The sequence below is a fragment of the Variovorax sp. OK212 genome (genome assembly GCF_900112425.1).
Taxonomy (GTDB): Bacteria; Pseudomonadota; Gammaproteobacteria; order Burkholderiales; family Burkholderiaceae_C; genus Variovorax.
In genome coordinates this window covers 197589-212978 of record NZ_FOLP01000007.1, presented here as the reverse complement: position 1 = coordinate 212978, position 15390 = coordinate 197589, and the positions used below count along the sequence as shown (strand labels likewise).

The 15390-nt window shown below is 66.1% G+C and carries 10 protein-coding genes; 5 read left to right on the top strand and 5 right to left on the bottom strand.

Features of this window, described 5'->3' with window-relative positions:
- Window positions 1–17: 17 nt before the first annotated feature.
- Window positions 18–1148, bottom strand: a complete 1131-nt coding sequence (locus tag BM004_RS21865) for a PQQ-dependent sugar dehydrogenase (protein ID WP_093216665.1) — start codon at window positions 1146–1148, stop codon at window positions 18–20.
- A 241-nt stretch (window positions 1149–1389) separates the two neighbouring features.
- On the opposite strand from BM004_RS21865, the gene BM004_RS21860 reads away from it, so the two are divergent.
- A complete protein-coding gene (locus tag BM004_RS21860; RefSeq protein WP_093123127.1) occupies window positions 1390–1974 on the top strand; it encodes a C40 family peptidase in 585 nt (194 codons plus the stop codon).
- 92 nt (window positions 1975–2066) lie between these two features.
- Here the strand turns inward: BM004_RS21860 and lpdA are convergent, their stop codons facing one another.
- From lpdA to aceE, 4 genes are all read right to left on the bottom strand, one after another.
- Window positions 2067–3902, bottom strand: coding sequence for a dihydrolipoyl dehydrogenase (lpdA, locus tag BM004_RS21855; RefSeq protein ID WP_093216663.1), 1836 nt, complete (start codon window positions 3900–3902; stop codon window positions 2067–2069).
- Window positions 3899–4492, bottom strand: coding sequence for an MFS transporter (locus BM004_RS21850; RefSeq protein WP_093216661.1), 594 nt, complete (start codon window positions 4490–4492; stop codon window positions 3899–3901). Before BM004_RS21850 ends, lpdA begins: the two co-directional genes overlap by 4 nt.
- 70 nt (window positions 4493–4562) lie before the next feature.
- On the bottom strand, window positions 4563–6233 hold the full coding sequence (gene aceF / locus BM004_RS21845) for a dihydrolipoyllysine-residue acetyltransferase (RefSeq protein WP_093216659.1): 1671 nt from the start codon (window positions 6231–6233) through the stop codon (window positions 4563–4565).
- A 62-nt stretch (window positions 6234–6295) separates the two neighbouring features.
- Complete coding sequence (aceE, locus tag BM004_RS21840) at window positions 6296–9010, bottom strand: pyruvate dehydrogenase (acetyl-transferring), homodimeric type (RefSeq protein WP_093123137.1); 2715 nt, start codon at window positions 9008–9010, stop codon at window positions 6296–6298.
- A gap of 218 nt (window positions 9011–9228) precedes the next feature.
- On the opposite strand from aceE, the gene BM004_RS21835 reads away from it, so the two are divergent.
- The 4 genes from BM004_RS21835 (at window position 9229) to BM004_RS21820 (ending at window position 15389) form a co-directional block, all read left to right on the top strand.
- Window positions 9229–11769, top strand: coding sequence for a PAS domain-containing sensor histidine kinase (locus BM004_RS21835; protein ID WP_093123139.1), 2541 nt, complete (start codon window positions 9229–9231; stop codon window positions 11767–11769).
- Window positions 11766–12398, top strand: a complete 633-nt coding sequence (locus BM004_RS21830; RefSeq protein WP_012747279.1) for a response regulator transcription factor — start codon at window positions 11766–11768, stop codon at window positions 12396–12398. Before BM004_RS21835 ends, BM004_RS21830 begins: the two co-directional genes overlap by 4 nt.
- A gap of 76 nt (window positions 12399–12474) precedes the next feature.
- Window positions 12475–13326 carry a bifunctional methylenetetrahydrofolate dehydrogenase/methenyltetrahydrofolate cyclohydrolase FolD gene (folD, locus tag BM004_RS21825; RefSeq protein ID WP_093123142.1) on the top strand — a complete coding sequence of 284 codons (852 nt, stop codon included), beginning with the start codon at window positions 12475–12477 and terminating at the stop codon, window positions 13324–13326.
- Between the two features lie 5 nt (window positions 13327–13331).
- Window positions 13332–15389 carry a M3 family metallopeptidase gene (locus BM004_RS21820; RefSeq protein ID WP_093216656.1) on the top strand — a complete coding sequence of 686 codons (2058 nt, stop codon included), beginning with the start codon at window positions 13332–13334 and terminating at the stop codon, window positions 15387–15389.
- Window position 15390: the final 1 nt, after the last annotated feature.

The following is a 15390-nucleotide window of genomic DNA, read 5'->3' as shown; positions in this document are numbered from 1 at the left end:
GTTGAAGCGGACCCAGATCAGTTCGGCTTCAGGCGCAGCAGCTTGCCATCGCCCTCGTCGGTCAGCACGTAGAGCAGCCCGTCGGGCCCCTGCTTCACGTCGCGGATGCGCGCGCGGCCGTCGGCCAGCAGCTTGTGCTCGGCCACGACCTTGCCGTCTTTCAGCTCGATGCGGTCGAGGTAGCCGAACTTGAGCGAGCCGACGAACAGGTTGCCCTTCCACGCCGCGCCGTAGCGGTCGCTGGTCAGGAAGGCCATGCCCGACGGCGCGATCGACGGCACCCAGTAGTGCAGCGGCTGCTCCATGCCGTCCTTGGTGGTGATGCCGTCGCCGATCTTCCCGCCGCCATAGTTCTCGCCGTAGGTGATGACGGGCCAGCCATGGTTGCGGCCGGCCAGCGGCATGTTGATTTCATCGCCGCCTTGCGGCCCGTGCTCGTGCATCCAGAAGCGGCCATCGGGCGCGAGCGTGGCGCCCTGCGCGTTGCGGTGGCCGTAGCTCCAGATCTCGGGCAGCGCGCCCGCCTTGCCGACGAAGGGGTTGTCCTTGGGCACCGTGCCGTCCTTGGCGATGCGGATCACCTTGCCCAGGTGGTTGTCCAGCTTCTGCGCGTCTTCCTTGCGGCTGAAGCGGTCGCCCAGCGTGAGGAACAAGGTGCCGTCGCGCGCCTCGACGATGCGGCAGCCGAAATGCGCGCTGCTCGCCACCTTGGGCTGCTGGCTGAAGATGATCTTGAGCGCCTCGAGCTTCGTGCCGTCCGCCGACAGGTTGGCCCGCGCCAGCGCCGTGCTGTTGGCCGCGCCGCTGGCGGCTGGCTCGGAAAAGCAGAAGTAGAGCGTGCGGTTTTTTTCGAACCCCGAGTCGGCCAGCACGTCGAGCAGGCCGCCCTGCCCGCTGGCCGCAACGGCCGGCAGGCCCGCGATGGGCGCGCCCACCTTGCCGCTCGCGTCGACCAGGCGCAACCGGCCCGGCTTCTCGGTGACCACGAAGCGCCCATCCGGCAAGAAGCTGACGCCCCACGGGTTCTGAAGACCCGACGCCACCGTCTGCGGCACCAGCTGGGCCAGCGCAACGTTGCCGAAACCGGTTCCCAAGAGCGTAAAAAGTGCGCCGAGACAGTTGAGAAGCGGTTGTTTTCGAAAGTTCATGGCTTTTCCGGAGAGTTGACGCGATCTTGACGAAAGATAACGACCCGGATCCGTTTCGCCACCAATCCACCCGCGCGCCAAAGGCTCACTGACGGTCAACCACTTATGGTCAATAAACGTTCGCCGTTACATTTTTTCTTCGGCCGAATCGAAAATCTCGATGTAAATCAATGACTTACAAAGACATTTGCTAATTCTTTTTAAATTGACATAACCGCGCGTCATCAATATCCTACGCGGCATGCGTTTTTTCGTCCTACCCGCGTCCCTCCTATTTGCCGTCGCTGTCCATGCAGCCCCTCAACAGGAAAAAACCGATGACGAGTTGGCACGCCTGCTGGCCGACAAGGGCCTGATCGGGCAGCTCAAGCAAGTTCGCCAGACCGTGACCGAGCGCACGTCCGACCTCGTGGTCACGGCCATCGGCTTCCTCGGCGTGCCTTACCGCCGCGGCGGCAACACCGCCGAATCGGGTTTCGACTGCAGCGGCTTCGTCCGCGCCATGTACAACCAGACGGTCGGCCACATGCTCCCCCGCCGCGCCGAAGAGCAGGCAGCCGCCACCGAGAAGATCGACGCCAGCCAGCTCAAGCCCGGCGACCTCGTGTTCTTCAACACCATGCGCCGCGCCTTCAGCCATGTCGGCATCTATGTCGGCGAAGGCAAGTTCATCCACTCCCCCCGCACCGGCGCCCAGGTTCGCGTGGAAGACATGAACGGCAGCTACTGGCAACGCCGCTTCGACGGCGCCCGCCGCGTGCTCGGCGGCCCGACGGACGAAGTCAAGGCCGCGGCCGTCGCCAACCTGCCCGTCACCGGCAACTGATCCCTCTTGGGGGCACCGCCCTCCGGAACGAAAAAAATCCCGCCTCGGCGGGATTTTTTCATGGGCGCTCGGCGAGCGCCCTCCTCTGCTTATCAGCTCTTCTTCGCAGGCGGCAGGTCGGTGCAGGTGCCGTGCGCCACTTCCGCCGCCATGCCGATGCTTTCGCCCAGCGTCGGGTGCGGGTGGATGGTCTTGCCGATGTCGATCTCGTCCGCACCCATCTCGATGGCCAGCGCGATCTCGCCGATCATGTCGCCGGCATGCGTGCCGACGATGCCGCCGCCCAGGATGCGGTGCGTCTCGGCGTCGAACAGCAGCTTGGTGAAGCCTTCGTCGCGGCCGTTGGCAATGGCGCGGCCCGAGGCCGTCCAGGGGAAGTGCCCCTTCTTGACCTTGATGCCTTCGGCCTTGGCCTGGTCTTCCGTCAGGCCGACCCACGCCACCTCGGGGTCGGTGTAGGCGACGCTGGGGATCACGCGGGCGTTGAAGGCGGCGGTGGACAGCTCCTTGTCGCCCTTCTGCTCGCCGGCAATGACTTCGGCCGCCACGTGCGCCTCGTGCACCGCCTTGTGCGCCAGCATCGGCTGGCCCACGATGTCGCCGATGGCGAAGATGTGCGGCACGTTGGTGCGCATCTGGATGTCGACGTTGATGAACCCGCGGTCGGTCACGGCAACGCCGGCCTTCTCGGCACCGATCTTCTTGCCGTTCGGGCTGCGGCCCACGGCCTGCAGCACCAGGTCGTACACCTGCGGTTCCTTCGGCGCGTTCTCGCCCTCGAAGGTGACCTTGATGCCTTCCTTGGTCGCCTCGGCGCCCACCGTCTTGGTCTTCAGCATGATGTTGTCGAAGCGCGGCGTGTTCATCTTCTGCCAGACCTTCACCAGGTCGCGGTCGGCGCCCTGCATCAGGCCGTCGAGCATCTCGACCACGTCCAGGCGCGCGCCCAGCGTGGAATACACCGTGCCCATTTCGAGGCCGATGATGCCGCCGCCCAGGATCAGCATGCGCTTGGGGTCGGTGCCCATTTCCAGCGCGCCGGTCGAGTCGACCACGCGCGGATCCTTGGGCATGAAGGGCAGGCTCACGGCCTGCGAGCCGGCCGCGATGATGGCGTTGCGGAACTTCACGGTCTGCTTCTTGCCCGTGGTGTCCCAGCTGGTGCCCGAGGTTTCTTCCACCTCGACGTGGTACGGATCCACGAAGTTGCCGACGCCGCGCAGCACCGTCACCTTGCGCATCTTGGCCATGGCCGTGAGGCCGCCGGTGAGCTTGCCCACCACCTTGTTCTTGTGGCCGAGCAGCTTGGCGCGGTCGACCGTGGGTGCGGCAAAGCTCACGCCGAGGTCGGCGAAATGCTTCACCTCGTCCATCACGGAGGCCACGTGCAGCAGCGCCTTCGACGGGATGCAGCCGACGTTCAGGCACACGCCGCCCAGGGTGGCGTAGCGCTCGATCAGCACGACCTTCAGGCCGAGGTCGGCCGCGCGGAACGCCGCCGAGTAGCCGCCGGGGCCCGCGCCGATCACGATCACGTCGCATTCGACGTCGACCTTGCCGCCGTAGCTCGACACGGCCACGGCCGCCGAAGCGGGGGCCGGTGCAGGCGCGGCCTTCGGCGTGGCCGGTGCCGGGGCTGCCGTGGCGGCAGGCGCCGGTGCAGCCGCTGCGGGCGCGGATGCCGCGGCACCGTCCACCTCGAGCGTCAGGACCACCGAGCCTTGCTTGACGTTGTCGCCCACCTTCACGGCAATGGCCTTCACCACGCCGCCGGCCGACGACGGGATTTCCATCGAGGCCTTGTCCGATTCGACCGTGATCAGCGACTGCTCGGCCTTGACCGTGTCTCCGACGTTGACCAGCACCTCGATCACTGCCACTTCGTCGAAGTCGCCGATGTCGGGCACCTTGATTTGTTGTTCGCTCATTTGGACACTTTCAGTTTGAGTGTGAGAACGTCGACCGGTAGGGCCGAATTGCGATCGAATTCGCAGGCGGCGGCAATGCCGGCCTGCGCCACATCGCGCGCGCTGCGCGACTTGATGTCATAGGCCGCGTGCATGGCGCCGAGTGCAAAGCCGCGCCCCGAGCCGATGGCCCAGAACTGCTTGAACTCGAACACCTCGCGGTAGCTGTAGATGCCGTAGATGCCGCTGCGGTTGGCCATCAGCATCGTGAACTGGCTCGACTCGTAGGGCTCGTGGTCGTCTTCCTTGGTCTGCATGAAGAACGAGTCCTTCAGCACCGGATGCAGCATCGTGAAGGTGCGGAAGATCTGGTGCTTGCTGCCGAACAACAGCTGCTCGCGCGGCTGCACGGCCAGCGCGTGCTGCAGCACCAGGAAGTGCGCGGCGGCACCGGCCATGGCGAACAGGCTGGTGCCCGCCGCGTCCTCGACGGTGAAGATCTTCTGGTTCGCTTCGGCGTTGTGCGACAGGCGCGTGTCGCCGAAGGTCACCAGAGAATCGGCTGCCATCGTGACCTGGCCGCCCTTGCGGACGGCCACCACCGTGGTCATAGCTGCTCCCGCCGGGCCGCCCCAAGGCAGCCGCCCCCCTCAGGGGGGAGCACCGAAGGTGCTCGGGGGGTCATAGAAGAATACGGCGATAGTCCGCGAGCACCTGGCCCAGGTAGGCGTTGAAACGCGCAGCCAGGGCGCCGTCGATCACGCGGTGGTCGTAGGACAGCGACATCGGCAGCGTGAGACGCGGCACGAATTGCTTGCCATCCCACACCGGCTTCATCGCGCTCTTCGACAGGCCGAGGATGGCCACTTCGGGTGCGTTGATGATGGGCGTGAAGTGCGTGCCGCCGATGCCGCCGAGCGAGCTGATCGAGAAGCAGCCGCCCTGCATGTCGGCCGAGCCGAGCTTGCCGTCGCGCGCCTTCTTGGCGAGCTCGCCCATCTCGGCGCTGATCTGCAGGATGCCCTTCTTGTCGGCGTCCTTGAGCACCGGCACCACGAGGCCGTTGGGCGTGTCCGCCGCGAAGCCGACGTTGTAGTACTGCTTGTAGACGAGCTGGTCGCCGTCCAGGCTGGTGTTGAACTCGGGGAATTTCTTCAGCGCCGCGACCACCGCCTTGATCACGAAGGCCAGCATCGTGACCTTCACGCCCGACTTCTCGTTCTCCTTGTTGGTGGAGACGCGGAAGGCCTCGAGCTCGGTGATGTCGGCGTCGTCGTTGTTGGTGACGTGCGGAATCATCACCCAGTTGCGGTGCAGGTTGGCGCCGCTGAGCTTCTTGATGCGCGACAGGTCCTTGCGCTCGACCGCGCCGAACTTCGTGAAGTCGACCTTGGGCCACGGAATGAGGCCCAATGCCGCGCCGTCGCCGCCACCGGCCGGCGCCTTGGCTGCGGACGCCTTGGTGCTGGCCTGGCCGCTCATCACGGCCTTGGTGAAGTTCTGGATGTCGTCCTGCGTGATGCGGCCCTTGGGGCCCGAGCCCTTGACCTCTTCGAGCGGCACGCCGAGTTCGCGGGCGAACTTGCGCACCGAGGGCGAGGCGTGCGGCAGGTTGCCGCTGGGGGCGGCCGTGGGCTGGTGGGCCGCGGCCGGTGCGGCGGCAGCCGCTGCGGGCGCGGGCGCCGGCGCGCTGGCCGATGCCGTCGCGGGCGCTGCGGCCGCTGCCTGTGCAGGCGCGGGGGCCGCAGCCGGTGCGGCTGCAGCAGCCACGGAGCCTTCGAGCACCGCAATCAGGTCGCCGATGTTGACGGTGTCGCCAACCTTGACCTTCAGTTCCTTCAACACGCCGGCGGCCGACGACGGGATTTCCATCGAGGCCTTGTCCGACTCGACCGTGATCAGCGACTGCTCGGCCGCGATCGTGTCGCCCACCTTCACCAGCAGTTCGATGACCGCGACGTCCTTGAAGTCGCCGATGTCCGGCACCTTGACGTCGATCGGGCCCGAGGCGGCAGGTGCTGCAGCGGGTGCAGGCGCTGCAGCGGCCGGGGCCGATGCGGCGGCCGCGGGAGCCGCAGCGGGCGCCGGGGCAGGCGCTGCCGCAGCACCGGCACCTTCGGCCTCGAGCACGAGCACCACCGAGCCCTGCTTCACCTTGGCGCCGATCTCGACCTTCAGTTCCTTGACCACACCGGCGGTCGACGACGGGATTTCCATCGACGCCTTGTCCGATTCGACCGTGATGAGCGACTGCTCGGCCTTGACCGTGTCGCCCACCTTCACGAGCACCTCGATCACCGCGACTTCATCGAAATCGCCGATGTCGGGCACTTTCACTTCCACTGCTGCCATATCGTTTGTCTCCCGCCGTGAGGCGCCGTTTCGTTCGTTGGTTATTGATTGCCTGGCGAGGCTCAGGCGTAGAGCGGGTTGACCTTGTCGACGTTGATGCCGTACTTCTTGATGGCTTCCACCACCTTGGCGACCGGCACCGTGCCATCTTCGCTCAGCGCCTTGAGCGCGGCCACCACGATGTAGTGGCGGTTGATCTCGAAGTGCTCGCGCAGCTTGTTGCGGAAGTCGCTGCGGCCGAAGCCGTCGGTGCCCAGGACCTTGTAGGTGCGGCCCTTCGGGATGAAGGGACGGATCTGCTCGGCGTAGGCCTTCATGTAGTCGGTCGAGGCGACCACCGGGCCGCTCGAGGCGCCGAGCTGCTCGGCCACGAAGGGCACGCGCGGCGTCTGGTCGGGGTGCAGCAGGTTCCAGCGGTCGGCGTCCTGGCCGTCACGGGTGAGTTCGTTGAAGCTCGGGCAGCTCCACACGGAAGCCGACACGCCCCAGTCCTTCTCGAGCAGCTCTTGCGCGGCGAAGCTCTCGCGCAGGATGGTGCCGCTGCCCAGCAGTTGCACCGTGGGGGCCTTGGCCTTGAGCGCCGGGCCCTGCCTGGACAGGTACATGCCCTTGATGATCTGCTCTTCGGTGCCGGGCTGCAGGCCGGGCATCGGGTAGTTCTCGTTGAGCAGCGTCAGGTAGTAGTAGACGTTGTCCTGCTTCTCGACCATGCGCTTCAGGCCGTGGTGCAGGATGACGCCGACTTCGTGCGCGAAGGTCGGGTCGTAGCTCACGCAGTTCGGGATGGTGTTGGCCAGGATGTGGCTGTGACCGTCTTCGTGCTGCAGGCCTTCGCCGTTCAGCGTGGTGCGCCCCGATGTGCCGCCCAGCAGGAAGCCGCGGGCCTGCATGTCGCCGGCCGCCCAGGCCAGGTCGCCGATGCGCTGGAAGCCGAACATCGAGTAGTACACGTAGAACGGCACCATGATGCGGTTGTTCGTGCTGTACGACGTGGCCGCCGCGATCCAGCTCGACATGCCGCCGGCCTCGTTGATGCCTTCCTGCAGGATCTGGCCAGCCTTGTCTTCCTTGTAGTACATGACCTGGTCCTTGTCGACCGGGGTGTACTGCTGACCGTGCGGGTTGTAGATGCCGATCTGGCGGAACAGGCCTTCCATGCCGAAAGTGCGGGCTTCGTCCACCAGGATGGGCACGACGCGCGGACCCAGCGCCTTGTCGCGCAGCAGCTGCGTGAGGAAGCGCACGTAGGCCTGCGTGGTCGAGATCTCGCGGCCTTCGGCCGTGGGCTCCATCACCGACTTGAAGGTGTCCAGCGAGGGCACCGTGAAGCTCTCGTCGGCCTTGGTGCGGCGATGCGGCAAGTAGCCGCCGAGGGCCTTGCGGCGCTCGTGCAGGTACTTCATTTCAGGCGTGTCGTCGGCCGGCTTGTAGAACGGCAGCTCGGCGATCTGGCTGTCGGGAATCGGGATGTTGAAGCGGTCGCGGAAGGTCATGATGTCCTCGTCGCTGAGCTTCTTGGTCTGGTGCACGTTGTTCTTGCCCTCGCCGATCTTGCCCATGCCGAAGCCCTTGACGGTCTTCACGAGCAGCACCGTGGGCTGGCCCTTGTGCTCTTGCGCGGAATGGAAGGCGGCGTACACCTTCTGCGAGTCGTGGCCGCCGCGCTGCAGGCCCCAGACCTCGTCGTCGGTCATGTGCTCGACCATCTTCAGCGTGCGCGGATCGCGGCCGAAGAAGTTCTTGCGCACGTAGGCGCCGTCGTTGGCCTTGAACGACTGGTAGTCGCCGTCGTTGCACTCCATCATGATCTTGCGCAGCGCGCCGTCATGGTCCTTCTCGAGCAGGGCGTCCCAGCCCTTGCCCCAGACCAGCTTGACGACGTTCCAGCCGGCGCCGCGGAACTCGCCCTCGAGCTCCTGGATGATCTTGCCGTTGCCGCGCACCGGGCCGTCCAGGCGCTGCAGGTTGCAGTTGATGACGAAGATCAGGTTGTCGAGGTTCTCGCGCGCCGCCAGGCCGATGGCGCCCAGCGATTCCACTTCGTCCATTTCGCCGTCGCCGCAGAACACCCACACCTTGCGGTTCTCGGTGTTGGCGATGCCGCGTGCGTGCAGGTACTTGAGGAAGCGCGCCTGGTAGATCGCCATCAGCGGGCCAAGGCCCATCGAGACGGTGGGGAACTGCCAGAACTCGGGCATCAGCTTCGGATGCGGGTAGCTCGACAAGCCCTTGCCGTCCACTTCCTGGCGGAAGTTCAGCAGTTGCTCTTCGGAGAGACGGCCTTCGAGGTAGGCGCGGGCATAGATGCCGGGCGAGACGTGGCCCTGGATGTAGAGCAGGTCGCCGCCGTGGCTTTCGCTCTCGGCGCGCCAGAAGTGGTTGAAGCCCGCGCCGAACATGCTGGCCAGCGAGGCGAACGAGCCGATGTGGCCGCCCAGGTCACCGCCTTCGGCGGGGTGATGGCGGTTGGCCTTGACCACCATCGCCATGGCGTTCCAGCGCATGTAGGCGCGCAGGCGCTGTTCGATCTCCAGGTTGCCGGGACTGCGGGCTTCCTGCGAGGGTTCGATGGTGTTGACATAGCCGGTGTTGGCCGAGAACGGCATGTCGACCGTGTTCTGGCGGGCATGCTCGAGCAGCTGCTCGAGAAGGAAGTGCGCCCGCTCGGGCCCTTCGCTCTGGATGACGGAGGACAGTGCATCCATCCATTCACGGGTCTCCTGGGCGTCCGCGTCATTCGCGGCCGAGCCGAACAGGTTCTCGGGATTTGCCGACATGCTTGTCTCTCCTTTTAGGGCTGTGGCGGTAATTTAGTGCGCTATGCGATCAGCGCGGCGGAGTTTCTCATAGAAACATCGCGATTTCAAATAGTGCGCATTCATTTCTTAATGTGATATTTCGATGCTTAAATGTTTCCAGACTGCAACCATGCCAGGGCCGGTGCCACTGCAGCTTTTCGCGTTGTCTGCGTAGGGGCTTCACCTAAACTCGGACCATGCCCCTCTCCTCCCCGCTGGCGGTTGCCCGCAGTGCCGTGAAAGCGTCGCCCCTGTCCTGGTGGCGCAAGTGGTGGCGCCGGCAGACGCCGGTGCTGCAGGACGCCGTCGCCATGCTCGCGCCGATGGCGGCCGTGCTTCTCTTTCTTGCCGCCATCGTCTCGGCCTTCTGGTACCTGCGCACCGAGGAAGTCGAGCGCGAGCAGGAGTCGGTGCGCCGCGACGTCGAATACGCGCAGCAGCGCATGCGCCTGCGCCTGCTGGAACGCCAGGAGCAGCTGATGCGCATCGCGCGCGATGCCTCCAACCGCGAGATCGACCCGGTCGAGTTCACCAGCCGCGCCGAATCGCTGGTCAGCCAGTTCCCCGAGCTGCAGACCATCACCTGGATCGACGACCGCCGCCGTTTCAAGGCCGGCTATGCGGCGCCCAGCGTGCACCCGGCGCAGCAGCACCTCATCGGCGACGTGCTGCGCCCCGGCGACATCGAAAGCAACTACGCACTGGCGCGCGAACTGCGCCAGCCGGTGTATTCGCAACCCGTGGCCGGCGGCGACCCGGCGGCGATGCTGCAGCTGCACATTCCTCTGTTCGACCAGGGCCTGTTCGCGGGCGTGGTGCTCGGCGAGTTCTCGGTCGACGGGCTGCTGCGCTACGGCATGCCTTCCGAGGTGCAGGCGCGCTACGCGGTGTCGCTGCTCGACGCCAAGGGCCACGTGATTGCCGGCAACACCACCAACCTGAAGGACAGCGGCACGCGCCTGCTGCCCTGGACCGAGCGGACCAACGAATACGAAGTGCCGGTGTCGCCGGTGGGCAATGCGCTGGTGCTGCGCGCCCAGGCCTACCGCACCTCGCAAGGCGTGGTCGGCAACGGCCTCTTCTGGCTGGTGTGCGCGCTCAGCGTGCTCACGAGCTGGATGCTGATCGGCACCTGGCGCCACACCCGCCGCCGCCTGCAGGCCCAGCAGCGGCTGGTGGCCGAGACCAACTTCCGCCGCGCGATGGAAAACTCCATGCTGACCGGCATGCGCGTGCTCGACCTGCAAGGGCGCATCACTTACGTAAACGCGGCCTTCTGCGCAATGACCGGCTGGAGCGAGGAAGAACTGGTCGGCCAGTCGCCGCCCTTCCCCTACTGGCTCGAGTCCGACCGCGAGGTGATGAACGAGCGGCTCGAAGAAGAACTGCACGGCCGCGCCCTGCCCGGCGGTTTCCAGGTGCGCGTGAAGCGCAAGAACGGCAGCGTGTTCAATGCACGCCTGTACGTGTCGCCGCTGATCGACGCGCGCGGCCACCAGACCGGGTGGATGACCTCGATGACCGACATCACCGAGCCCACGCGCATCCGCGAACAGCTGTCGGCCTCGTACGAACGCTTCACCACCGTGCTGGAAGCGCTCGACGCGGCCGTGTCGGTGGCGCCCATCGGCAGCGAGGAACTGCTGTTCGCCAACAAGCTGTACCGCCTGTGGTTCGGCTCGGACACCGTGGGCCACCTGGGCATGGTGGCACAGGCCGGCGTGCCGGCCTCGAACGCGCACGACGAGGGCCTGGACGACGTCGACCCCTACGCCGGCCTGCCGATCGACACGCTCACCGCCGCACAGACCGCCAACAACGAGATCTTCGTGCCGCACCTGGGCAAGTGGCTCGAAGTACGCTCGCGCTACCTGACCTGGGTCGACGGCCGCCTCGCGCAGCTGGTGATCGCCACCGACATCACGCCGCGCCGCGACGCCGAGGAACAAGCCGCCGCGCAGGCCGACAAGGCGCAGGCCGCGAGCCGCCTCATCACCATGGGCGAGATGGCCTCCAGCGTGGCGCACGAACTCAACCAGCCGCTGACCGCCATCACCAACTACTGCAACGGGATGATGTCGCGCATCAAGGGCCAGTCGATCGACAACGACGCCCTGCTCGCGGCGCTCGAGAAAACCTCGAAGCAGGCGCAGCGCGCGGGCCAGATCATCCAGCGCATCCGCTCCTTCGTGAAGCGCAGCGAGCCCAACCGCACGCCGGCCGACGTGGCCACCATGGTGAGCGAGGCGGTCGAGCTGGCGGGCATCGAGCTGCGCCGGCGCAACGTGCGCCTGAACCACTACGTGGCCGCGCGGCTGCCGGTGGTGCGGGTCGACCCGATCCTGATCGAGCAGGTGATGGTCAACCTGCTGAAGAACGCGGCCGAATCCATCGACATCGCCGACCGGCCGCTGGCGCGCCGCAGCGTCGAGCTGCGCGTGCTGCCCAAGGTCATCGAGGGGCACAACGCCATCGAGTTCTCGGTGCAGGACACGGGCAAGGGCCTGGCGCCGGAGGTGATGGACCGGCTCTACGAAGCTTTCTTCTCGACCAAGCCCGAAGGCATGGGCATCGGGCTGAATCTGTGCCGCACCATCGTCGAGTCGCACCGCGGCCGGATGCAGGCGGAGAACATCTACAATGGTCCGGATGTGATCGGATGCCGTTTTTCCTTCTGGATTCCGGTGTTGGACGCTATCAGTTCCGTAGCTAGCGACGAGGCAAAGGTACCTGCATGAGTTTGATTCCGAAGAAGGGCACGGTCTACGTCGTCGACGATGACGAAGCCGTACGCGATTCGCTGCAATGGCTGCTCGAAGGCAAGGACTACCGAGTCCGCTGTTTCGATTCCGCCGAATCCTTTCTCTCCCGATACGACCCGCGCGAAGTCGCCTGTTTGATCGTCGACATCCGCATGGCCGGCATGACCGGCCTCGAATTGCAGGATCGGCTGATCGAACGGCGCTCCCCGCTGCCGATCGTGGTCATCACCGGCCACGGCGACGTGCCGATGGCGGTGGACAGCATGAAGAAGGGCGCGATGGACTTCATCCAGAAGCCCTTCAACGACGAAGAGCTCGTCACGCTGGTCGAGCGCATGCTCGAACATGCGCGCGGCGCCTTCACGCAGCACCAGCAATCGGCCAGCCGCGACGCACTGCTGTCCAAGCTCACGGGCCGCGAGGCGCAGGTGCTCGAACGCATCGTCGCCGGCCGCCTGAACAAGCAGATTGCCGACGACCTGGGCATCAGCATCAAGACGGTCGAGGCGCACCGCGCCAACATCATGGAAAAGCTCAACGCCAACACCGTGGCCGATCTGCTGAAAATCGCCCTCGGGCAGGCGGCGCCAGCGGCCAAAGCCTAGAAGCTGTCCGACCGATAGCAACGAATGATCCCTACGCCTGCGCAAGCGGGCGTTTCTACTTGGAAAATCGAAACCGATGACCGCCCAACTGATCGACGGCAACGCCCTCGCCAAAACCATTCGCGCCGAAGTCGCCGGCCGCACCGCGGCGCTGAAGGCCCGCGGCGTGAACCCGGCCCTTTCCATCATCCTCGTGGGCGAAGACCCGGCCAGCCAGGTCTATACCAAGCACAAGGTCAACGACAGCACCGAGACCGGCCTGCAGGCCACCCTCGAGACCTACCCCGCCAGCATGAGCGAGGCCGACCTGCTGGCCCGCATCCGCACCCTCAACGACGACCCGAAGGTGCACGGCATCCTGGTGCAGCTGCCGCTGCCCAGGCACATGGACAGCCAGAAGGTCATCGAGACCATCTCGCCCGCCAAGGACGTCGACGGTTTCCACGTCGCCAGCGCCGGCGCGCTGATGACCGGCGCCCCCGGCTTCTGGCCCTGCACGCCCTACGGCTGCATGAAGATGCTCGAATCGATCGGCTACGACCTGCGCGGCAAGCACGCGGTGGTCATCGGCCGCAGCAACATCGTCGGCAAGCCGATGGCCATGATGCTGCTCGCCAAGAGCGCCACCGTGACCATCTGCCACAGCGCTACGCAGGACCTGGGCGCCATCACGCGCCAGGCCGACGTGATCGTCGCGGCCGTGGGCAAGCGCAACCTCCTGACGGCCGACATGGTGAAGCCGGGTGCCGTCGTCATCGATGTGGGCATGAACCGCAAGGAAGACGGCAAGCTGGCCGGCGACGTCGATTTCGACGGCGTGAAGGAAGTTGCCGGCTGGATCACGCCCGTGCCCGGCGGCGTGGGCCCCATGACGCGCGCCATGCTGCTCGCCAACACCCTTGAAGCCGCCGAACGCGCCGCCAAGTAACTTTCATGGCCATGACGAACAACCCCCTCCTCGACTTCACCGATCTCCCGCTGTTCGACCGCATCAAGCCCGAACACGTGTCCCCCGCGGTCGACACGCTGCTGGCCGATGCCGAGACCGCGCTGCAGGCCGTGACGGCGCCTGAATTTCCCGCCGACTGGAATGCCATCTCGAAGGTGCTCGACGTGGCCTCCGAACGCTTCAGCCGCGCCTGGGGCGCCATCGGCCACCTCAACGCCGTGGCCGACACGCCCGAGCTGCGCGCCGCCTACAACGAGGCGATGCCACGCGTCACCGCCTTCTGGACCCGCCTGGGCTCCGACGAGCGGCTGTATGCCAAGTACAAGGCCATCGACGTGGCCACGCTGAATGCCGAGCAACGCCAGGCGCATCGCAATGCCGTGCGCAACTTCGTGCTGGGCGGCGCTGAGTTGCAGGGCGACGCCAAGAAGCGCTTTGCCGACATCCAGGAACGCCAGGCCGAACTGAGCCAGAAATTCAGCGAGAACGCCCTCGACGCCACCGACGCCTTCGCGTACTACGCGCTGCTCGGTGAGCTCGACGGCGTGCCCGAGGACGTGGTGAGCGCCGCGCGCACCGCCGCCGAAGCCGATGGCAAGGAAGGCTACAAGCTCACGCTGAAGATGCCGTGCTACCTGCCGGTGATGCAGTTCGCCAAGAGCAGCGTGCTGCGCGAGAAGCTCTACCGCGCCTACGTGACGCGTGCCAGCGAGTTCGGCGACGCCGCCTTCGACAACACAGCGCTGATCACCGAGATCCTCGCGCTGCGTGAAGAAGAAGCCAAGCTGCTGGGCTACAACAATTTCGGTGAGCTCTCGGTCGTGCCGAAGATGGCCGAGTCGCCCGAGCAGGTCGTGAAGTTCCTGCGCGACCTCGCCACCAAGGCCAAGCCCTACGGTGAACGCGACCTGGCCGACCTGCGCGTCTTCGCGTCGGAGCAGCTCAGCATCACCGACCCGCAAGCCTGGGACTGGAGCTACATCGGCGAGAAGCTCAAGGAAGCGCGCTACGCCTTCAGCGAGCTGGAGGTGAAGCAGTACTTCCCGGCGCCGAAGGTCATGGCCGGCCTGTTCAAGATCGTCGAGACGCTGTTCGAAGTGTCGATCCGCCGCGACTCGGCGCCCACGTGGCATCCGAGCGTCGAGTTCTACCGCATCGAGCGCGCCGGCCAGAAGGTCGGCCAGTTCTACCTCGACCCGTCCGCCCGCGCCGCCAAGCGCGGCGGCGCCTGGATGGACGACGTGCGCGCCCGCTGGCTGCGCCCCGACAACGGCGTGCTGCAGACGCCCATCGCGCAACTGGTGTGCAACTTTGCGAGCGGCGTGGACGGCAAGCCGCCGCTGCTCACGCACGACGACGTGACCACCCTCTTCCACGAGTTCGGCCACGGCCTGCACCACATGCTCACGCAGGTGAACGAGCGCGACGTCTCGGGCATCAGCGGCGTCGAGTGGGATGCGGTCGAGCTGCCGAGCCAGTTCATGGAAAACTTCTGCTGGGAGTGGGACGTGCTCAAGCACATGACCGCCCATGTCGACACCGGCGAGCCGCTGCCGCGCGCGCTGTTCGACAAGATGACGGCCGCAAAGAACTTCCAGAGCGGCCTGCAGACGCTGCGCCAGATCGAGTTCTCGCTGTTCGACATGCTGCTGCACACCGAGTACCACGCCGCCACAGCCAAGACCGGCGACGTGATGGCGCTGCTCGGCAAGGTGCGTGCCGAAGTCGCGGTGATGCCCTCGCCGCCGTTCAGCCGCACGCCGAATACTTTCAGCCACATTTTCTCGGGCGGCTACGCCGCCGGCTACTACAGCTACAAGTGGGCCGAGGTGCTGAGCGCCGACGCCTACGCGGCATTCGAGGAAACCGTGGGCGCCGACGGCGAGCCGAACATCGAAACCGGCCGCAAGTACCGCCAGGCCATCCTGGAGGCCGGTGGCAGCCGCAGCGCCATGGATTCGTTCAAGGCCTTCCGCGGCCGCGAGCCCCAGCTTGATGCGCTGCTGCGACATCAGGGCATGGCGCAAGCGCAGCCCGCTTGAT